Source organism: Micromonospora sp. NPDC000442 (assembly GCF_042898635.1).
Classification (GTDB): domain Bacteria; phylum Actinomycetota; class Actinomycetes; order Mycobacteriales; family Micromonosporaceae; genus Micromonospora.
Genome location: NZ_JBIAYZ010000008.1, coordinates 141,493 through 162,232 on the forward strand (window position 1 = coordinate 141,493; position 20,740 = coordinate 162,232).

18 protein-coding genes are annotated in these 20,740 nt (G+C 71.1%); 5 read left to right on the forward strand and 13 right to left on the reverse strand.

Translation table 11 applies throughout. The features are described from left to right. Window positions 1–18: 18 nt before the first annotated feature. From ACFY2A_RS15320 to ACFY2A_RS15375, 12 genes are read right to left on the reverse strand one after another with little or no spacing between them, the layout of a single operon-like run. Window positions 19–1,809, reverse strand: coding sequence for a condensation domain-containing protein (locus tag ACFY2A_RS15320; RefSeq protein ID WP_387172025.1), 1,791 nt, complete (start codon window positions 1,807–1,809; stop codon window positions 19–21). 26 nt (window positions 1,810–1,835) lie between these two features. Then, the gene (locus ACFY2A_RS15325) at window positions 1,836–2,063 is read right to left on the reverse strand and encodes a hypothetical protein (RefSeq protein ID WP_387172027.1); all 228 of its coding nucleotides are present in this window, start codon (window positions 2,061–2,063) and stop codon (window positions 1,836–1,838) included. Beyond that, entirely contained in the window at window positions 2,056–2,610 is a 555-nt protein-coding gene (locus ACFY2A_RS15330) for a holo-ACP synthase (RefSeq protein WP_387172029.1), read from the reverse strand. The genes ACFY2A_RS15325 and ACFY2A_RS15330 overlap by 8 nt, the downstream gene beginning before the upstream one ends. Next, a complete protein-coding gene (locus ACFY2A_RS15335) occupies window positions 2,607–3,605 on the reverse strand; it encodes an NAD(P)H-dependent flavin oxidoreductase (RefSeq protein ID WP_387172031.1) in 999 nt (332 codons plus the stop codon). The genes ACFY2A_RS15330 and ACFY2A_RS15335 overlap by 4 nt, the downstream gene beginning before the upstream one ends. Further along, window positions 3,598–4,455: an aminoacyl--tRNA ligase-related protein gene (locus ACFY2A_RS15340; protein WP_387172032.1), complete on the reverse strand. Its 858-nt coding sequence runs from the start codon at window positions 4,453–4,455 to the stop codon at window positions 3,598–3,600. The genes ACFY2A_RS15335 and ACFY2A_RS15340 overlap by 8 nt, the downstream gene beginning before the upstream one ends. Further along, window positions 4,452–5,327: a diiron oxygenase gene (locus ACFY2A_RS15345; RefSeq protein WP_363924331.1), complete on the reverse strand. Its 876-nt coding sequence runs from the start codon at window positions 5,325–5,327 to the stop codon at window positions 4,452–4,454. Before ACFY2A_RS15345 ends, ACFY2A_RS15340 begins: the two co-directional genes overlap by 4 nt. Beyond that, window positions 5,324–6,811: a condensation domain-containing protein gene (locus tag ACFY2A_RS15350; protein WP_387172034.1), complete on the reverse strand. Its 1,488-nt coding sequence runs from the start codon at window positions 6,809–6,811 to the stop codon at window positions 5,324–5,326. Before ACFY2A_RS15350 ends, ACFY2A_RS15345 begins: the two co-directional genes overlap by 4 nt. Then, a complete protein-coding gene (locus tag ACFY2A_RS15355) occupies window positions 6,808–8,595 on the reverse strand; it encodes an ATP-binding cassette domain-containing protein (protein WP_387172036.1) in 1,788 nt (595 codons plus the stop codon). Before ACFY2A_RS15355 ends, ACFY2A_RS15350 begins: the two co-directional genes overlap by 4 nt. Then, window positions 8,592–10,475, reverse strand: a complete 1,884-nt coding sequence (locus tag ACFY2A_RS15360) for an ABC transporter ATP-binding protein (protein ID WP_387172039.1) — start codon at window positions 10,473–10,475, stop codon at window positions 8,592–8,594. Before ACFY2A_RS15360 ends, ACFY2A_RS15355 begins: the two co-directional genes overlap by 4 nt. 20 nt (window positions 10,476–10,495) lie before the next feature. Next, window positions 10,496–11,539, reverse strand: coding sequence for a methyltransferase (locus ACFY2A_RS15365; protein WP_387172041.1), 1,044 nt, complete (start codon window positions 11,537–11,539; stop codon window positions 10,496–10,498). Between the two features lie 2 nt (window positions 11,540–11,541). Further along, on the reverse strand, window positions 11,542–12,537 hold the full coding sequence (locus tag ACFY2A_RS15370) for a methyltransferase (protein WP_387172043.1): 996 nt from the start codon (window positions 12,535–12,537) through the stop codon (window positions 11,542–11,544). A gap of 21 nt (window positions 12,538–12,558) precedes the next feature. After that, the gene (locus tag ACFY2A_RS15375; protein ID WP_387172045.1) at window positions 12,559–14,466 is read right to left on the reverse strand and encodes a KedN5 family methylcobalamin-dependent radical SAM C-methyltransferase; all 1,908 of its coding nucleotides are present in this window, start codon (window positions 14,464–14,466) and stop codon (window positions 12,559–12,561) included. An 854-nt stretch (window positions 14,467–15,320) separates the two neighbouring features. Between ACFY2A_RS15375 and ACFY2A_RS15380 the strand changes: the two genes are divergently transcribed. From ACFY2A_RS15380 to ACFY2A_RS15400, 5 genes are read left to right on the forward strand one after another with little or no spacing between them, the layout of a single operon-like run. Further along, window positions 15,321–16,520 (forward strand): aminotransferase class III-fold pyridoxal phosphate-dependent enzyme, encoded by a 1,200-nt coding sequence (locus ACFY2A_RS15380; RefSeq protein ID WP_387172048.1) that lies wholly within the window; start codon window positions 15,321–15,323, stop codon window positions 16,518–16,520. Between the two features lie 14 nt (window positions 16,521–16,534). Further along, on the forward strand, window positions 16,535–16,804 hold the full coding sequence (locus ACFY2A_RS15385) for a phosphopantetheine-binding protein (protein ID WP_363924339.1): 270 nt from the start codon (window positions 16,535–16,537) through the stop codon (window positions 16,802–16,804). Next, entirely contained in the window at window positions 16,801–17,493 is a 693-nt protein-coding gene (locus ACFY2A_RS15390) for an RraA family protein (RefSeq protein ID WP_387172050.1), read from the forward strand. Before ACFY2A_RS15385 ends, ACFY2A_RS15390 begins: the two co-directional genes overlap by 4 nt. A 10-nt stretch (window positions 17,494–17,503) precedes the next feature. Next, window positions 17,504–18,685, forward strand: a complete 1,182-nt coding sequence (locus ACFY2A_RS15395) for a cytochrome P450 (protein WP_363924341.1) — start codon at window positions 17,504–17,506, stop codon at window positions 18,683–18,685. Continuing rightward, on the forward strand, window positions 18,682–19,854 hold the full coding sequence (locus tag ACFY2A_RS15400; protein ID WP_387172052.1) for a hypothetical protein: 1,173 nt from the start codon (window positions 18,682–18,684) through the stop codon (window positions 19,852–19,854). The genes ACFY2A_RS15395 and ACFY2A_RS15400 overlap by 4 nt, the downstream gene beginning before the upstream one ends. A 52-nt stretch (window positions 19,855–19,906) precedes the next feature. On the opposite strand, the gene ACFY2A_RS15405 is transcribed toward ACFY2A_RS15400, so the two are convergent. Beyond that, a complete protein-coding gene (locus ACFY2A_RS15405; RefSeq protein ID WP_363924343.1) occupies window positions 19,907–20,650 on the reverse strand; it encodes an alanyl-tRNA editing protein in 744 nt (247 codons plus the stop codon). Between the last annotated feature and the right edge of the window lie 90 nt (window positions 20,651–20,740).

Consider the following 20,740-nt stretch of genomic DNA (forward strand, 5'->3'; position numbering starts at 1 on the left):
GGTCGTGGCCCGGATCGGTCAGCAACCAGCGCCGGCCGCGACCCAGGCCGCGCGACGAACCGCCGGATCGACCGAGAGCCGACCGGTGGTGCCCTCGGCCCGCCGTCCCGTCTCCTCGACGAGCACCGGGCACTTCTCCCACGCCAGCCGGTCGTCCGGATCATCCGGCCCGTGGGCGCATCGGACGTAGCGGGACGGTGCGCGTACATCCGTCCGCTCACCGAGCGCGGCGACGAACGTCTCGTGCAGGTCGCCGAGGTCGCCGATCTGCGGCCCGGCGAGATAGCCGACCAACCCGGAACCGGTCAGGGTCGGGTCCTCGTCCGGGAAGACCCCGCCCACGGCGCCCTCGGGAAGCAGGTCGCGCCACAGTGCGCGGGTGCCGGCCAGGTCGACCCATCCGTCGGGGCCGCGCACCCAGTCCGGGCCGCGTGCGACCGACGGCACCCCCACGGCCTCGGAGATCAGCTGCGCGGTGAGGTCGTCGGTCGCCGCCGCGATCACCACCCGTTCGATGCCGTGCAGGAGCGCGACGATGTCGTCCGTCGGCACGTACGCGGTGTCACAGAGCATCGACAGCCGGGTCGCCGCGCCGGCGGTGGCCACGGTCAGGAACACCCGGGCGTCCATCAGGTCCCAACCGCCGGCCTGCTCGATCCTCGTGGCGGCGGCGAGTCGGCGTATCGTCCGCTCGTCCGCCGGGTCGGTCGGCACACCGGACGGGACGCTGTCGCGTACGTCGTTGAAGTAGACGCCGATGCCCAGGACCGCGCCACGGGCGAGGTGCTCCGCCGCCCTCAGGTGCCAGGCCGCCTCGGGATCGTAGTAACCGAACCGGTACGCGCCCACCCCTGCCAGGAAGGTCCGCCGAACGACCCGCGCGAAGGAGTCCTGGGCCAGGTCGACCCGGACTATGCCGTCTCCGGCGACCGTGCCTACCAGCCGTTCCCGCTCCGCGTCGCGGTTGGCGCAGATGAGCTGCACGGGCACGACGTCGTGGCCGGTGTACCGGCCCAACACGAGAGCCTGCGCCGCCAGCAGCACCGCTGACGAGGTGACCCGCAGGCGTGCGGCGGCAGCGGCGGCAGCGGCGGTGACCGCCTCGCTGTACATGATCATCCGACGGAACCGGTGTTCGCCGGTGTCGTGGGTGCGGTAGTCGAAGATGGAGGCGGGAATGGTCCGGAAGGTACGGGCCCAGTGCCGCAGGGCTGTCGCGCTCGTGGCCTGCCCCGCCTCGGATCGCTCGTAGGCGGCCTGGTCGACGGGCCGGCACTCGGGAAGCGGCGGCCGTTTCCCGGCCAACAGCTCCGCGAGATCCGCCATGACCAGGTCGGCGCCGGTGTGGTCGACCGCCAGATGACTGAACACCACCGCCACGAACCGCGGTCGGTCGTCCTCGGTCAGCACCGCGATCCGTACCGGCCACTCGTGCACCGGCAACACCAGGCCGGCGAGTTGGTACATCCGCGTCCAGGCGGCCGCGTCCGCCGACGCGTGTCCGGCGGTGGACAACGGCTCCACCGCGACCGGCAGCTCGCCGCAGCCCTGCACCGTCTGTCGCAGGGTCGAGTCAGCAAACTCGAACACGGTCCGCAGGGTCTCGTGCCGGCGGAGCAGTTCACCGAGCGCCTCGGCGACGTCGGTCAGGCCGCACCGCTGCGGCACCGGCAGAACCCGCCCCGCGTTGAAGTACGGATCATGCTCCCCCATGAACTGGATGCAGGACCAGATGGCCCGCTGCCCCCAGGTCGCTTCCGCCTCGACGGTCCGTTCGTCCGACACCCTGACGAGAAGGCGGTCCGGCATCTTGTCGTCCCCCCGCGCGGCCGGCCTCATTCGGCCGGCAGGAACCGCTTGCGGATCCGCCCCAGTGTCCGGAAGTCGTCGACGCTCAACTGCTGCAGGTCGATCGGACTGCCGGAGACCTCCTCCAGAAGGTAGACGAAGTCCAGGAAGTCCAGCGAATCGATCAAGCGTGCCTCGATGAGGTCGTCGTCCTCACTGATGTCGCCGGTCAGCGACGGGTTCCTGCTCCGGATCCACTCGCGGATCTCATCCATGTGGGTACTCCTCGATCGAGTCGGGGTCAGCGGACCCGGCCACCGCGATCGCGGCGGCCCAGCCGTCCTGATGGGTGATGCTCACCGCGACCGACCGCACGCCGCGGTGCTCGGCGTGCCGGCCGGCCCGGCCGGACAACCGCACGACTGGAGCGCCGTGCGGCAGCCGCAGCACCTCGATGTCGTGCCAGGCCACGAGGTCGTCCGGGCGCAACGCCTTGACGACCGCCTCCTTGGCGGCGACCCGGCCGGCCGCCCGTTCGGGTAGATCGCCGCGGACGAGTCGCAACTGCTGCAGTTCCGGCCCGGTGAACATGTCGGCCAGCCAGCGGTCGCCGTGGTCGTCGATCGCCCGCCGGACCCGCTCGACCGCGACCAGGTCGAGGCCGACGTCCGGTGCACCGCCGACCAGCCGGCGCAGTGCCTCGGCAGGGCCGCCGCCCGGACCGCGACGGTCGAGATCCGGGTCCGGCAGATCCCCACGCTGCGGACCTCGGCCCGACAGGTGCCGACCGTCCGGTGAACCCGGCGACGCGGTGCGGGTCACGGCGCGCCTCCGACCCGGGCGACGGGTTCACCGGTGGCCGGCCTTCCCGTCAGGCGTGACACGATCTGCGCGGCCGGCTCCACCGCCGTCACCCAGCGTGAGCCGGTACCCGCATAGCGGGCCATCTCGGCGATCCGGCCCTGCATCTCGACGGTGGGCACGGCAGCGGACCCGCACGGCACCGGCAACCGCCGGCCGGTGACCGTGGTCCAGGCGACGAACCGGCCGGCCGGCGGTTCCGCCGCTTGCGTGACGGCCGAGCGCAGCACCCGATGCCGGCGGCCCGGCCAGCCGATCGCGAACCGGTCGGTGACGGTGGTCGCGTCGTCGCCGGCGCCGACGATGGCGGCCTGGTAGTCCGGATGCGCGGTCGCCTCCGCCGCGACCACGAACGCCGTGCCGCACAGGCATCCACTCGCGCCGGCCCGTAGGTGCTCCGCGACCTGGTCGGCGCGCTGGATACCACCGGCGGCCAGCACCGGCACCGGCACGCCGCGGTCAAGCACCTCGGTCAGCAGCTCGGCGACCGGCCGGTCACCCAGATGATGTCCGCCGGCCTCGACGCCCTGTAAGGCGAGCACGTCGGCGCCGTCCGCCACCGCCCGCTGCGCGTCGGCGGCGGACCCGACCTGGACGAGCACGGTGTGCCCCGCGTCGTGCACCCGGGGTATCAGCCACGACGGTGGCAGGCCGTACACGTTGATCACCAGTTTGCGGTCGGCAGCGTCCAGCACCGCGGCGATCTGCGTGGGCAGCGTCGCGCCGGCGACCTCCGGGATCACGTTGACGCCGAAGGTGGCCGCAGTGCTCTCCGCCGTGCGGCGGACCAGCGCGGCGGCGGTAGCCGGGTCGAAGCGGTACAGCGCCACCGTGCCCAACGCACCGGCTTCGGCCACGGCAGCGGCCAGGGCGGGGCCGGTCACCCCGCCCATGCCGGCCTGCACCAGAGGCAGCCGGACGCCGAGCACACCGACGCTGACCGGAACGTCAGCCACTGGTCCGCTCCGCGACCGCGAGCGCGGCCCGCACCGACCCGTGCGCGCACACCATCGCGTGAACCCAGCGTTCGACCCCGAAGGCGGTGCACGAGCTGTACGCGTTGTCGGCACCGATCCGGATGTCGAGCCGCTCACCGAAGAAGTTGCGGTGCCGGTTCACCGAGGCGATGGCGGTGCCGTCCACGGTGACGAACTCGTGCTTGACCGGGTCCAGCATGGCCAGCCGGGCCCGGGATCCGGTCCGGTCGTAGAACGGGTCGTTGGCGGCCTCCACCGTCACCGGCACGCCGAGCCGGTTCGCGAGGTCGAGGATCATCTCGCGGGAGACGTCCAGGTGCCGGGCGGCACCGTCCTGGTCCCCGACGAACAGGATCTCCCGCATGTGGAAGCCCCAGAGCCGACGCAGGCCCTCGAACCGCTCCTCGTTGCGGAAACACCGGCCGGTCGCGGTCAGCCGTACCGGGGCGTCGAGGCGTACGCCCGTCATGGCGGTGAGCAGCCCGTAGCAGGTCGCGGAGGGTAGGAGGTAGCCGGTCGGCACGGCGGTCAGCGCGGTGGGGTCGGCACCGGCGGCGGCCTCGGCGGTCGCCTCGGGGGTCAGGCGGGCGGCCAGCACGCCCAGGTGCGGGAAGTTGCGGAAGTAGTCGAGTCGGGCGAGGTCCGCCGCCGGCAGTAGCGGCGGCCCGACCACGGGTGCGGCGCCGAACCGGTCCGCGACCTCGACGAAGAGGCCGTCGAGGAGGTGGAAGAGCCGAGCCTGGTCGGGGTCGAGCACGATCAACCCGGGGCCGGGGTCGCGCAACGCCGGCACGGTGCCCGGGTGGGCTTCGGTCGGGCCCGCGGTCATGCCAGCACCCCGATCCGTCGGTAGAAGCTGTACGCGCGCCCGGCGAAGGCGTCGTGCACCGCCCGGCGTCCCGGGTCGGCCAACAGTCGCTGTCGGAACGCCGCGGGCCGGTCGATACCCGCGTCCCGGTAGGCGTCCACGCTGTACATCTGGTGCAGTGAGGATTCGATGTACCGGGCCACGTACCGGCGGGCCTGCTCCACCTCGGCGGGCTCGCAGGTGGCCTGCAACCGGTCGAACAGGACCCGGACGAGGTGGCAGCCGAACGCGATGTGCCGTGACTCGTCCTGGTGGTGCACCCGGTTGATGGCCCGGATCGTCTCCGGCAGGGTGGCGTCGGCCGCCATCCGGCTGTTGAAGTAGTCGACGATGATCTCGAAGATCAGGATCCGGCTGAACACGATGAAGTGGTCGACGACCGGGCTGGCCGGCTCGCGGGGGAAGGCCATCGTCCGGTCCGGATAGATCTTCCCGCCGTAGCGCAGGCAGAACTCGGCGAAGAACCACATGTGCTCGTTCTCCTCACCGAGGAAGTGATGGAAGAACGGGGTGGGGATCTCGAATCCGGGAGTGTGTATCCGCGCCACGACCTCCGTCATGAGGTCCCGGATGCCGTGCACGTTCAGGCTGTAGAAGTGGATGCTCTCCCACTTGGACAGCGCCAGTCGCTGCGCCGGCGACAGGTCGGCGGCCGCCTCGGTGCCGTGCACGGTCATCAGGTCGGCACTCATCCACGGAATGCCCTCGTCGATGTGATCCGGCCACTCGAACGTCTGGTAAGGGTTGTAGTAGTTCTCCTCGGCGGTGTGGGTGAGGCGGTCCACCGCGGTCCGCATCTCGTCGTCCCAGGTCAGTTCGGTCACAGCGGTCATACGGCGCCTCCGGTGGTTGAAGACCTCTGCACGATCTCGGGCGTGTCCTGCGGTGCTCCGGTGGGCGCTTCGAGGCGTACCCAGTCCGGACCGCTGCGGGTCCAGCCGGGCCCGCGTCGTACCACGGTGAGCCCGGCGACCGCGGCGAGGTCGGAGATCCGCAGATCGTCGGCCTCCACGGCGGTGACCAGGATCTCCTCGGCGGCGCACAGCAGGGCGAACGCCGTGTCGCGGGCCAGGTGTGCGGTGTCCGCGAGCAGGTACAGCTGGCCGGTGTCGGGGGCCGCGCCGGTGGCGAAGAACGCCTTGGCGTCCACCTTGGCGTGCGAACCGACCACGAAGGTGCGGGTCCGCGAGCTGAGACTGCGCGGGCCGTCGGGCGCGGCCGGCAGCCGGGGCCAGGCACCGGAGGCCCGGATGTCGTTGAAGTACGCGGACAGGTCCATCGGGGCGCCCCGGGCCAGGCCGGCCTGTTCCCGCAGCTGGCGAACGGCCGCCGGATCGTAGTGCCCGTACCGGTACGCCGCCATCGCCTGCATGTGGCCCCGCCGCACGGTGTCGGCGAAGGAGTCCCCGTCCAGATCGAGCAGGAGCAGGCCGTCCTGGGCCGCCGGGCCGACCATGGTGCGGAACCGCCGGTCGTGCCGGTTGGCGACGATGAGCTGAAGTGCGACGCGGTCGTGGCCGGTGTGCACCCCGAGCAGGACGCCACACGCCACGGTCAGCACGCTGGCCGTGCTCACCCCCCACCGGTGGGCGAGTTCCGTGGCGGCCACCGCCAGGGCCGGCGACTCCATGCCGACCCGGACGAACCGCAACGTCTCCGGTTCCCGTGGCGGGAAGTCGAACAGCGTCCGTGGTGCCTGTGCCAGCGTCCGGGCCCAGTACTCGACCGACTCGGCTCCCCGGCCGGCCCCGGCACCGTCGCGTTCGAACGCCACCCGGTCCAGCGGCTGCGTCGGCACGTCACCGGGGTCGGCACCGGCGACCAGGGCGGCCCAGTCGTCGGTGAGCACCCGGATCGACCAGGCGTCCACGGCCAGGTGCGACAGGGCCAGCGCCAACTGGGTGGCCACGCCGTCGCGGAGCACCACCGCGCAGCGGAAGGGCAACTCCTCGGCGTACCGGAAGGCGCGAGCCGCGAGGTCGGCGGCGACCTGCTGCGCCACCTGCGACGCGTCGTCGCCGGCCTCGTGCACGTCGACGACGAGCTCGCCGGCCGCCACGACGGTCTGTCGGGCGCCGTCCGGGGTGTCCGTGATCGTGGTGCGCAGCGCCTCGTGCCGCTCCACCAGCCGGCGCAGCGCGTCACCGACCCGGTCCAGGTCGGGGTCGCCGTCGATCGGCAGGACGTACGGGATGTTGAAGTACGGGTCGTCCTCGTCGAGCCAGCGTACGGTCCGCCAGATCGACTCCTGCCCCCAGCTCAACGCCGCCTCGGCGGTACGGGTGCCGGCGAACGGCACGGTCATCGGCGCGGTCACGTGGACACCCGCGCCTGCATGCCGAACAGCTCCGCGTACAGACCGCCGCGCGCCATCAGCTCGGCGTGGCTGCCGCTCTCGGCCACCCGACCACCGTCGAGCACGACGATCAGATCCGCCATGCGTACGGTGGAGAACCGGTGCGACACGAAGAGCGTGACGCCGCCGTTGACCGCACCCACCCGGCCGGCGGAGTCCCGGTAGCGCTCGAAGATGGCGTGTTCGGCGGCCGCGTCCAGGGCCGCCGCCGGCTCGTCGAGGACCAGCAGCAGCGGTCGGTCGCGCATCATCGTCCGGGCCAGCCCGAGCCGTTGCCACTGACCGCCGGAGAGTTCCGCGCCGTCGCCGTACCCCTTCCCGAGCAGGCCGTCCAGGCCGCCGGGTACCGCGGCCACCGCGCCGCCGGCCTCGGCCCGGTCGACGGCGTCGGCGATCGCGTCGCGGTCGTCGACGCGCGTCACGTCACCGAGCCCGACGCTCTCCCGCACCAGCAGTTCGAAGCGTGCGAAGTCCTGGAATAGCGGGGCCACCCGCTTTCGCCATTCTTCGTCCGGCACGTCGGACAGGTCGCTGTGGTCCAGCAGGATCCGCCCGGACACCGGCTGGTACAGCCCGCAGAGGAGCTTGACCAGTGTGCTCTTGCCGGCGCCGTTCTCACCGACGATGGCAACCGATCCCCCGGCCGGCAACCGCAGGTTGATGTCGCGGAGCACGAGTCGGTCCGTTCCCGGGTAGTGGAAGCTGACGTTGTCCAGCACGATGCCGTCGTTCAGGCGCTCCGGCACCGTGGACGACGTCGCGTCCACCGTGGTCGCTCCGCCGGCCGAGCGGCGCAGCCGGGTCAGCCGCGCCACCGTCCTGCCGACGCCCTGCAACAGCGCGAGCAGGTTGAGGGCGCTCGCCACCTGCACCGCCACCTGCACCGCCAGGGTGATCACCAGGACCACGTCGCCCACGTCGGCTCGCCCGTCGCGTACCTGGGAGATGATCAGCACCACCGCGCCGCCGTACGCCAGCGCGAACACCGACTGACCGGCGGAGCGCAGCGTCGCCGCCCGGCGGTGCGCCCGCCAGAGCAGTCGGGTCGAGGCCGACCAGGCCCGTTCGTGCCGGTGCAGCAGTTCCTGTTCGCCGTGGAACAGGCGGATCTCCTTGATCGCGGCCGGAGTGGTGGCCAGTTCCAGCAGGTGCCGTGCCTGGCGGGTGGTTTCCGCGGCGTTCTCCTTGGCGGCGTCGATGGTCGCCTGGGCCCGCTTGCCGATGAACACCGGCGCAAGAGCCGCGACGGGCAGCAGGAGCAACCACGGGTTCAGCATCGCCAGCACGACGGTCGTGACGAGAACCTGAAGCAACAGGCCGCCGAGCTGCAGCACCGCCTCCAGCGCGACCCGGGTGCGGACCAGTTCCTCCTGCACCATCGTCACGCCGTCGGCGAACTCCGGGTCGTCCACCCGTTCCAGTCCGTGGCCCGCGTTGACGTGCCGTAGCAGTTCCTCGTTGAGTGCCACCTCGGCCAGCTCGCCGACCTCGAAGTACGACAGGTGCGCGAAGTGGCCCAGCATCAGCTCGAAGGTGAGCAGCACCGCGACGACCAGCGCGGCGATGGTGGCCGCGGAGACGTCGCCGCTCAGCGCGGCGTTGGTGAGATCCCGCAGGCCCAGTGCGATGAACGGGGTCGCGGCGTACCCCAGGAGCATCAACACGCCCGACCGGATGAGCCGGCCACGGTCCAGGCGGGCCGCCAGGCCCAGCATGAAGCGGGCGGTACGCAGCAGCCCTATCATGCGGTCACCTCCACGACCGGCTCGTCGTCGTCGGAGAAGCGTCTCGCCTGTAGCCGGAACAGCTCGGCGTACTGGCCGCCGGTCGCCATCAGCTCGTCGTGGCTGCCCTGCTCGGTGACCCGCCCACCGTTCAGGACGATGATCTGGTCGGCGCGTCGTACGGTCGAGAACCGGTGCGAGATGATCACCGTGGTGAGTCCGCGGGTCAGCTCGAGGAACCGGTCGTAGAACTCGACCTCCGCGCGGACGTCGAGCTGGGCCGTGGGTTCGTCGAGCACCAGGAGGGACGCGCCGTGCCGCACCGCGAACAGCGCCCGGGCCAGGGCAATCCGCTGCCACTGGCCCCCGGAGAGGTCGGTGCCGCCCGCGTACTGTCGGGACAGGATCGTGTCCAGGCCGTGCGGCAGGGCGTCGATCACTTCCTCGGCTCCCGCCCGGCGGGCGGCGGCGAGCAGACCTTCCCGATCGTCGAGGTGGTCCGCCGCACCCAGGCCGATGTTGGCCGCCGCGTCCAGCTCGTAGTGCACGTAGTCCTGGAAGATGACGGCGAGGCGCTGTTGCCAGTCCCGCGGTGAATACTGGCGCAGGTCGACGCCGTCGACCGAGATCGCGCCGCTGGTCGGGTCGTAGAGCCGGGCCAGCAGCTTGACCAGCGTGGTCTTGCCGGCACCGTTGAGCCCGACGATGGCGGTGCTACGCCCGGCCGGCAGGGTGCAGGAGACACCGTCGAGCACCAGGCTGCCGGCCTCGCCGTACCGGAACACCACGTCGTCGAACCGGATCCGGCCGACCGGCCCGGCCGGCACCGGCCGGTCACCGGCGACGCCGGCCCGGCCTTCGGCGGCGGTCCGCTCGAACGTGGTCAACGCCTGGTACGCCTGCATGCCGTACTGGGTCTGCACGTCCGACTCCGGGAAGAACACCCCGAACCGGATCGGGATCAGCACACCCTGAATGGCGATACCCAACTGGGTCAGCGTCAGCGTGCCGCTACCGGCGGCCCCGGCCAGCCAATACAACACGGTCGCACCGCCGACAAGCGCGACGGCGGCGTACGCGAGGAACGGGCGCAGCAGGATCCGGCGGCGGCCGACCCACAGCGGATCCAGGTAGGAGCGCGAGTCGGCCCGATGCCGGCGCTGGTACCAGTCCAGCAGCCCGAACATCCGCATCTCCTTGGCCACCTTGGTGCTGGTGCCGAAGGAGCGGAGATACATCACCCGCTGCCGGCTCGACAGCAGACTGACCCAGAGTGCGCCGAAGCGGCCGAGGGAACCGCGCTGGCCGTACCGGACGATCAACGCGGTCGCCCCGATCAGCAGCGCGGCGGGTACCGAGAGCACGAACCCCACCAGGACGACCGCACCGGTGAGCTGGCTGTACCGCGCGATCAACGCCAACGCGCCCGCGACCGCGTCGCCCGGCGTGGGCAGCACCCGGTCGTAGCCGCCCCGCGCCTCACCGAGCAGGCCGCTGATGTCGGGCCGCTCGAGCACCGCGATCGGGGCTTCGGCAAGGGCCGCGCGGCCCAGCCGCCCGGCACAGAAGCCGTCGACCCGCCGGATCACCACCTCCCCCAGAGCCGACTGGAACGGCACCAGCATCTGCTGGAGAACGAAGGCGGCCACCGCGATCGTCAGGCTGAGCACGATGGTGCGCCAGGCCTCCGGAGCACCACCGGCGACGGCCGGAAGGTCACCGAGTACCCGGCCGGTCCAGATGATGAATGCCATCGGCAGTACGCCGATCAGCAGGTTGAGCAGGACCGCGGCGATGATCACTCCGGCACCGGCCCGGGGCAGCAGCCGGAAGATGGCCGACCACCGTTCCCGGGTCGGTCGCGTCCAACCGCGTACGCGTTCGGTCAGGGTGGGAGACACGGCCACCAACTTCCTCTCGGTCATCGACGGGCCCGCCGGCCGATGACGGCGGTGCGATCGGCTGCGGTCGGCCGACAGTCCACGTAGTCGAAGCCGGTCTCGGCGAACATTGCCCGCAGCTCCGCCACGGACCAGCACTTGCCGGGGGTCGAGTGCATGAGTAGCACCGAGTACTCCGCCACCGGCAATGGCCCTGATCGGTCGTCATTGATGTGGGTGTCGTGCACCACCACCCAACCGCCCGGCGGCAGGGCGGCGGCCGAGTTCGCCAGGAGCCGGCGGATCTCGCCGGCTCCCCAGTCGTGCAGCACGTGCGAGTACAGGTGGGCGTCGTACTCACCGGGCAGGCCGGCGAACATGTCGCCGGGCACGACACCGACCCGGTCCGCGTAGCCGCGCGTGGCCAGCAGAGTGCGGGCGACGCCGTCCACCGGCGGCCGTTCGAGGACATCGACCCGCAGGCCGGGCAGTCGCTGCACCAGCGCCGAGCCGTAGATTCCGGAGCCACCGCCCACATCCAGGACCGCGCGGGCGGGCAGGTCCGCGATCGCCTCGGCCAGGGCCGGGCCCAGGTAGGCGCCCCGCGCGTCCATCGCGGCCGTGATCGACGCGGCGAACTCCGGCGACGCCAGCCGGTCCGACCACGCCTCTTGGCCGCCGGCACCGGCCCACGCCGCGGGGCGTCCGGAACGAAGGACCGCGAGCAGGTCCCGGCAGGTGGGCCGCTCCCGCAGCGAGGCGTAGTAGGCCCGCAGGTCGTACGGCGAGCCGGCGACCAGATGCTCCCGGGCGACCCTGGTCGGCACGATCCGGTCGCCGACGCGGGCCAGCAACCCACGCGCGACGAGGTAGGTGATCGTCACGTCGGCCGCCCGCGGGTCGAGCTGATGCGCGCCGCACACCTGCTCGACCCCGGCCGGGTCGTCGTGCTCGCGCTCGTACCGGTCGAGCCAGGTGAACAGGTCCAGCTCCGCGACGACCACGATGAGCAGGTCGGCGGCGTACACGCCGTCGCGGAGCCGGTACAGCTCGGTGGGATCGGTGACGACCGGTTCGTGGAGCACCGTCACTCCGGCTTGCGCGCGATCAGCACGTGTGACGAGGCCCCGGCGATCGGCTCCACCTGAGGCTCACCGAAGCCGTTGTCGATGATCAGCCGGCTGAGCTCGGCCACGCTGAAGTCCCGTCCGCCCTCCCACAGCACCATCGACGAGACGTTGTGCAGCGCGGAGAAGAGGGGGCCGGTGCGGTCCTCGTTGAGCAGGTTGCCGTTGACGATCAGCCGGCCGCCCGGCGCGAGCGCACGGTGCGCCCGCCGGAGCATGTCGGCGGCGGTCTCCCGGCGCTCGGAGTGCAGCATGTTGGACATGAGCACAGCCGCGAGGCCGGTGCCGTACTCCTCCCGGGTGTAGTCGCGTCCGACCACGCTGACCCGGTCGGCCATTCCGTGTTCGGCGATCACCTTGCTGGCCAGCGGCACCGCGTCCGGCAGTTCCCAGATGACGGAGGTGAGCCCGGGGTGCCGCCGGCACAGGGCCATCGAGTAGGCACCGCAGCCCCCGCCGAGATCGACAAGTGCACCCTCCAGCGGGCCGGGTACGCACACGGCCAGTTCCTCGGCGAGCCGGGTGGCGTACCGGAAGAAGCCGACCTCCAGGTCGGCGAGGTAGGCCGGGTCCTCGGTCAGCCGGATGTCGTGGCCCAGGGCCGGCCCGCCGTTGCGAACCACATCGGTCAGCCGCGCCCAGGCCCGGGCCCAGCGGCCCATGGTCCGTACCCACTCGACCAGGCAGTCGTCGGTGTCGCCGGTGAGCAGCCGGCTGGACAGCTCAGTGTTGGCGTACACCGCTCCGGTGCGGCTGAGCAACCGCAGTGCCACGCCGGCGTCGAGTACCGCCTCGGTGGCTTCCGGGTGCCATCCGCGGGCGGTGGCCAGTTCCGCCGCGGTGGCCGGCTGGTCGGCGAGCGCGGTGAAGACCTCCAGCTCGGCGAGGGTGTAGAGCACCTCCGCCTGCCAGGTGCCGACGGTCAGCTGCGTCACGTGCCGCATACCCAGGTCCATGTGTCTCTCCGATCGCTCGAGTCATCCGGCCACGTCCTGGGCCAGCCGGCCGCCCAGGACGTCCCGCTCCGGCCGGCCGAGGAAGTAGGCCGACTGTTCGTGATTCGTGGTGGCCACGAACGCGGCAAAACCCACCTTGTAGTAGAAGGAGGTGACCAGCCGCCGTGGTTCGATCGGCACCGTGTCGCCGCGTCCGATCGCCTCCACCAGGCGCGGCACGTCGAACTCGAACTCGACCGGCGCGCCACGCAGGAACGCCTCGCCGTCGACGTCGACCAGGTCCAACCCGGCCGCCTCCGGGCTGCCCGGCTCGGCACAGGTGGGCTGGGTGACGATGTCGTACCGGAAGGCCTCGTCCAGGCACCGGCGGGCCGATTCCGGCACCAGCGGGCGTACCGCCTGCTGCCACCACCGGCTGAGCACCGTCTTGGCGCGTGGGTCGCCGTACATGTAGACCAGCGCCGGACTGACCGCGCCGAACTCGGCGGCGGCATTGGCTGCGGCCTCCCGCAGCGGCGCCGAGTCGGTGTCGTCCTGGCGCTCCAACCAGTCGGCGAAGTTCAGCAGCAACGTGGACTGACTGAGCCCGGCGTACACCCGGGCCGGTGCCCAGACGTGCCGTAGCACCAGGTTCTCCGCCAGCACCCGGGCGTAGAAGATGAACCGGCGGGCCTCGAGATTCTCCCGCAGCGGCATGGTGTGGTGGGCTAGGACGTACTCGAAGTCGTCGGTGTCACCGCGGACGGTCACGAAGCCGTAGGCTTCCTTCTTGTCGAAGTACTCGGTGTTCGGCAGCAGGAGCATCGGATAGACCGCGATCCGGGACACGTGCTCGGCGAGGCTGTCGTACCCCCGCAGGAACGACTGCAGGCTCTCCCCCGGCGCTCCCCAGATCAGCTCCGCGTAGCAGTCCAACTCCTCCGCCTTGAGCCACTCGACGAGGTCGCGCCAGTCGTTGACCTTCATGTTGCGGCGGTTCATCAGCTTGAGGGCGTCGTCGGAGAGGGTCTGCAGGGCCAGGGTGAACGAGCTGCGCATCCCGGCGTTCTTCATGTCCCGGACGATCTCGTAGAACACCTTCGACTTGTTCTTGGCCCAGGACGTCTCCAGCGTGCGCGGGTAACCGTAGCGCTCACGGATCTCCAGCAGGTCCGCGACGAACTCGGCGTCGATCGGCAGCATGCCGAAGTTCGCGTCGCAGAGCACCACCGTGTGCACCTTGTGCTGGGCGAGGAACTCCAGCTCGTCGCGGAGACGCTGGCGGGAGAAGGCCCGCACCCGCTGGCCGACCGCGCCGCCCCAGTAACAGAACGAGCACTTGTACGGGCATCCCCGGTTGGTCTCCATCAGCGCGACGTCGTACCGGAACTCACCGGCGTCGTCGAGCAGCGGGATGGCTCCGGTCAGCAGGGGTGACGGGATGACGTCCAGGTCCTCCAGGCGCGGCCGGTCCGGTGTGGTCACCACCGCGCCGTCCGGATCCTGGAAGGAGATTCCGTCGATGTCGCCCAGCGACCGCGGCGAGCGCCCATCGAGGTAGGCCGTGACCAGGTCGGTGAAGACGAACTCGCCCTCACCGTTGACCACCACGTCGACCTCGGGAACCATCGCGAAGGTCCGCTGGGCCCGATTGGCCACGTGGGTGCCTCCGAAGATCACCCAGCCGTCCGGGCGAAGCTGCTTGAACGTCTCGGCCAGGACTCCGAACTCGCGGTAGTTCCAGCCGAGCACGGAGAACGCCAGGACATCGGGAGCGCCGTCCCGGAATAGATCTTGGGAGAGCGCGGAAAGCTTCATCCCGCCCCGGTAATTGCGAATCTCTATCTCGGCTTCCCGCGCAATCCGTTCGTCGGCGAGCGCGGTGGCCTTGAGGTATCCAGCGGCGAGGGGCATGGATTCCATCGGCGTGTCCCAAACGCCTTGCTGCACGAGCCAAACCTGCCGTTTGGCACTGTCAATGGGCACGCGAACTCCTCATCGGGCACAACTCACAGCCGTTCACCGCGGACCCGTACGGCCGAGCAGGCACGACGGTCAGAACGGAGTTGGAGAGTGGGTGGCGCTCACCGACACGGAGGCACGCACACCCGGCCACGAGATCGTCGCGACGCGTTCGCAGCAAACCCCCGTTGTTCGGCACCGGTCGCCTGTTTGCCATCGGCGACCAGCACATCTGCGCTCACGGACGAGCGATGGCCGTCCGTGGGCGCGCTCCCATGGTGGGATAGCGGCCTGACGGGTGTCAATGCTGCTGACGTTCGCTGTCCGCCAATCCGCCTCTCACCTGTGGCTCTGCCGGCATTGCGGTGTCCGCATGCTGGAACGGGACACTTCCGGAAGGCACTACGCAGTCCGCGCCGGCAACCAACCGCCCGCGACGCGGCAGTCCATCTTGATCTCGAAAAGGCGGTGCTGCGGAGACGGCCACCACGAAGGCGCTCAGCGAACCGAAGAGACCGCGGAAATGCGACAGCATTTCGGTTGACCGTACGCGCCGGGTTGGTCTAGCGTCTGTCGCGTGTTCGGGTGGTTCGGGGGAAACACCACGACTTCGCGTTCATAACGGGCGGTCATCTCCTAGCACCGGCCAGGCGCGCAATCCGCGCCGGCGTCGGGTGCGGCCCAAGCTCTGCGTCGACCTCAGCCGGCCAACGTGCCCTGCCCAGCTGCGGACCATCGAGTCCCGCTGAGCCCGTCCGCCGGTTGCTGACCTTCAGCGTCGCCGGCATCCACGCGTCGCCGCGTGCCACTGCGTCCGGGACCTCTTCGAGGAGTTTGAGCCTGTGAGCAACGCCGTACTGGACCGTGAGACCACCTCATACCTCAGCCGGCTCGACGAAGGCGGCGTCCTACCAGGCCGGTTCCTGCTCGTCGACGCGGAGAACGCGACGCTCCGGCTGGCGGACCCGGCCGGGCGGCAACGGTCCTGCACCGACTTCATGTCCGCGTTCGCCGCGGTCAATTTCGGCCACCGCAATCCGGCCATCGTGGCGGCGATGCGACGGCCGTCGGACCTCGCCGCCCCGTTCCAGACGGCCGACGCCGAACTGGTCGCGCGTTGGCTGTGCCGCCGACTCGGTGGCACCGCCGATCGGCGGGTCCTGTTCCAGATCGGTGGCAGTTTCGCGGTCTCCACCGCGTTGGCCCTGGCCCGCCGGCACCGTCCCGGCCGGGTGCTGGGCGTCCGAGGCGCCTTCCACGGGCTGGGCGTCGACGCGGCCGCCGTCACCACCGTCCAGCGGGAGTTCTCCCTGCAGGACACCGGCTTCGTCGAGTTGCTCGACACCGAGGTCGGGCACCTCACTCCCGGGGAGGTGCCCGAGGACTGGTCCGGCGTCTCCTGCGTCATCTACGAACCGGTGCAGGGTGCCAACGGCTACGTGCCGCTCGACGTCGACTGGCTGCGCCGGCTCTCCGAGTCGGCGCGCTCGGCCGGGGTGCTGCTGATCGCCGACGAGATCCAGTGCGGCTTCCACCGGCACGGCCCCTTCAGCCCGTCCACCACCGCCGGCCTCGACCCGGACGTGGTGCTGTTCAGCAAGTCACTTACCAACGGGATGTACCCGCTCTCCGCCGTGGTCTACAAGCAGCACCTGGAGCGGGACGCGGCGGCCGTCTACCTGGCGCACACCTTCCAGACCGGGACCATGGGCCCGGCCGCGGCGATCGCGGTCGCGGCCTATCTCGACAGTCACGACGTCGCCGCGATGGCAGCCGCCGTCGAGCGTCCGCTGCGGGATCTGGCCGGCCGGCTCGCCGCCGCCGGGCTCGCCGACGAGGTGCACGTCACCGGCCCGGCGCTGTCCTTCCGCCCGACCGAACGGACCAGCCGTGCGGTGGTGGCGGCCGCCTTCGAGGCGGGCGTCCTGGTGTTCGCCGGTGGCCGGCACGGTGAACGGATCCGGATCGCACCGCCGCTGACGGTGCCGGCTGATCAACTGCGCGCCGGCGTGGACACGCTGTGGAACGTACTCAACGGATGACCGGGAGGCAGCAGATGGAACGAGAGCAGTTCTACCGTGAGGTGGTCGGGTTCCTGACCCGAACCGCTTCCGAGGCGGGCACGAACCCCCCGCCCGCCGACATCGATCCGGACGACAACTTGTTCGATCTCGGGCTGGTCAACTCCTTCTCGATGATCCGGATGATCGTCTTCGTCGAGGAGACCACCGGGGTGGCGGTCGATCTCGCCGACCACGAGCTGGAGACCTTCTACACCCTCCGCGGCCTGTACGACGTCGTCGCCGGAACGGAAGAACGGGTATGACCGTCACCGAGCAGCGGCCCACCGACGAGGGACACATCGACCGGATCCGTCGTCGCTTCGCGACCGTCGGCTGCGCCCAGCTCGCGGACGCCGCGCCCGAGTTCGTGGTGCCGCTGCACCTGTCGGCGGTGCCGCGCAACGGCCGGCCACGCATCTGCGGGCCGGTCTTCCCGGTGGCCACGGCCGACGACATGCTCCCGGCGCTGCAGGCACTGGCCCAGACACCGCCCGGGCACGTGCTGTTCATCCACAACACCGTCACGCGCTCCGAGGCGATCGTCGGCGACATCTTCCTCACCTCCGCGGCGGTGCAGCGGCTCGGCGGGATCGTGGTCGACGGCGCCGTACGCGACCTGACCGACCTCGCCGCCATCGACGTGCCGGTCTTCTCCACGCAGGTGACATTCGTGTCGGCGCGCACCACCAGCCAACGCGTCACCGACCTGCCGCAGACCGTCGAGGTGGCCGGCGTGGCCGTGCGCCCCGGCGACTGGCTGTTCGGTGACCCGGACGGTTTCCTGCTGCTTCCCGCCGACCGGGTCGGCGCGGTGTTCGCCGCGGGTGCGGTCCTGCGCGACCGCGAGGAGGCGCTGAAGAAGGCCATGCAGGACGACGGAAAGACCCTCGCCGACCTGACCCACCTGGGCGACTTCCTGGACGGCACCGGCGACCTGGGCTTCACACCCTGAGGAGGGTTCCATGCCGACGGTCGATCTGACCGCCGGGCCGGCCGGTGAACTGAACTTCGCCGATCCGGTCTTCCAGACCAATCCCTGGCCGCTGTACGACTGGCACCGCGAGCACCAACCGGTGTCGTTCGTTCCCGCCCTGGACTCGTACTTCGTGGTCGGGTACGACCTGGTGCGCCGGGTCGTCACCTCGCCGGACTTCACCGTCTACCACCCGTTCCGCACCAGCCGGCGGGCGTTCGGGCCGTCCATGCTCGACCAGGAGGGGTCGGCGCACACCCGGGCTCGGGCGGCGACGGCCGGGGTCCTGCGTCCCCGGAAGGTGGCCGAGTTCGCCCGCGACATCATCGCTCCGCTGGCCGCGGCGACTCTGGACGACCTGCTGGCCGACGCCCGCCCGGACCTCGCCGACCGGCTGGCCACCACCCTGCCGATGCGGGTGGTGTGCCGCTTCATGGGGCTGCCCGACGGGGACGCCGAGTGGCTGCACGAGGCCATGCGACCCCTCGTCGAGTACGTCGACCACGCGCCGGTGCCGCTGGCGACGGTGGTGCAGCGGCGGCGGGAACTCGCCGCGTACTTCCGCAGCCGGATCGCCGCCGGCACGGATCACGCAGGCATCCTCGCCGTCCTCGCCGCCGACGAGGTGCTGACGGAGGCCGACGTCGTCAACAACGCGATCCTGCTGCTGGCCGCGGGCACCGAGACGACCGCGGCGGCGATCACCAACCTCTTCGCCCGGCTGGCCGGGGATCCCGCGCTGTACGCCGGGGTGGCCGCCGACCCTGCACTGGTCCCGGCGGTCGTCGCCGAGACACTGCGGCACGAGCCACCGCTGCATGTGACGTTGCGGTTCGCGGCTTCCGACGTCGAGTTGGCCGGCGTACCGATTCCACGGGCCACTCCGGTCCAGGTCTGCCTGGCCGCCGCCAACCGGGACCCGGGGATCTATCCGGACCCGCACCGGTTCGATCACACCCGCCGGGACCGACCGTCCCTGGCCTTCGGTGCTGGCCGGCACGTCTGCCTCGGCATGGGTCTCGCCCAGGCCGAGCTGGAAGTCGTGCTGGCGGCGCTGGTGGAGCGGGTGGCGGAGGTGCACCCGCTCGGTCCCATCCCTGCGGTACGCGGACGCGGCTTCCGCGCCGCCACCGGACTGCGGCTGGACTGTCGGCCCCGGAGCCGACGATGAGCGCCCCGATCGTGACGCCGGCACCACGGGTGTGGCAGGCCGAGGTCCGCCTCACGCCGGACGGCCGGCGGTGTTTCGACGATCTGCTCCCCTACTGCCTCGACGAGGCATGGTCGTGGGAATGTGATCACGCCGACCAGCTCACTGTGGTCTACCACGTCGACGACAGCGTGGCAGAGAAGGTCGGTAAGCGGCTGACCGAGGCCCTGGAGCGGGCCCGCGTCGTGCCGGCGCGGCAGGCCCGGGTCGTGTACGACGCCTGGTCCGCCGACGTGGCCCCGGTCGCCGGTGCCGACGGCGGCCCGCCCCGCTTCGCCGTCGGGCCCGGCCTGGCCGTGCACGGTCCAGGTTCGGCCCGGCTCGTCCGTGCCCTGGACGGGCTCTTTCTCCGCCTGGCCCGGCGCTGGGGTGCCGAGGAGTACCTGGTCCCCCATCTGGTGGCCTGGGAGACCATCGAGCGGGCCGGTTACGCCCGTACCTTCCCGCAGCACCTGACCACCTGCGCGGTGGTGGCCTCCGACCTGCCGGCACTGGACCGCTTCGCCCGGGCCCGCACCGCCGTCGAGCGGCGGGCCGAGCTGCGGGAGGCGCCGGTGGCGGTGGCACCGACCGTGTGCCTGCACCTGTTCGCCGCGCTCGGCGGCACCCGGCTCAGCGAGCCGCTGATCGCCACCGCCCGTCAGTCGTGCGCTCGGTATGAGGCCGGCACCACGGCCGAGGCCACCCGGCTCTGGTCGTTCGACATGCGCGAGGTGGTCTACGTGGGTGACCGGGCCGGCGCCCGCCGCTTCCGCGACCGGGCGCTCACCGATCTCACCGAGGTGGTCCGGGAGTTGGGGCTGCCGGCACGGATCGGCTCGGCCAACGACCCGTTCTTCACCGACAGCCGTGCCGACCTCGCCGGTTACCAGGCCACCTGGGATCTCAAGCAGGAGGTGTGCGGGCGGATGGTGGGCAGCGGTGCCGCGGTCGCGGTCAGCTCCGTCAACCTGCACCAACAGCACTTCGGTCAGGGCTTCGCGATGACCGAAGCCACCGGAGCGACGGCGTCGTCGGCGTGTGTCGGCTTCGGCATGGACCGCTGGCTGCACTGGGTCCACGGCTACCTCGGCGATGATCCGCGGCAGTGGCCCGAGATCCTGCGGCGCGAACTGCCCGACGCCCGCTGACCGGTGTGCGGTTGGGCCGGTGGTGGTGACGCCACCGGCCCAGCTCCGGGCGTCAGGAACTCAGTTTGATCCGGACCCGCCGGTTCTGCCGGCCCTTGCTCTCGACCTTGGTGACGCTCACCCGGCCGATCTGGCCGGTCGACGCCACGTGGGTGCCCCCGTCGGCCTGCACGTCGAGCCCGACGATGTCGACCACCCGCACCTGAGGCAGTTCCGGTGGTGCCTTGAACTGGGTCCGCACCAGGTCGGGAGTCGCGTTCGCCTCCTCCCGGGAGAGCATCCGAACGACGATCTTGCGGTCCGCGGCGATCTCGGCATTCACCGCGTCCTCCAGGCTCTGTTTGAAGCCCGGCGGGATCTCCGGCAGGTTGAAGTCCATCCGGGCCTCACCGGGCTCCATGTTGCTACCGGTCACCAGGACGTTGAAGTCGCGGAAGACGGTGCCACAGAGCACGTGCAGGCCCGAGTGGGTGCGCATCAGCGAGGTACGGCGGTCGTCGTCGATCGCACCGGTCACCGTGGTGCCGACCGGGGGCACCGGATCCCCGGGCGCAGGCAACAGGTAGAGGTCGTCGCCCTTGCGGGTGCCGACGATCCGCGTCTGCACGCCCTGCCAGATCAGCACGCCGTGGTCCGGCGGCTGACCGCCACCGCCGGGATAGAACGCGGACCGGTCCAGCACGATGCCGTGGTCGGGATCCGCCGGATCCGACGACAGGACCGTGCAGTCCCATTCGCGGAGTGTGACGTCTGCCCAGTCCAGCCGTTGGGTCCGGCCGTGGTGATCAATACCCATAGGTTGATGGGGAGGGCGACCGTCGGCGGCCCGCCACTCCGTCCCCCTTCAGCACTCGTGTGGTCATCTGCACCACGATTATTCGTGCGG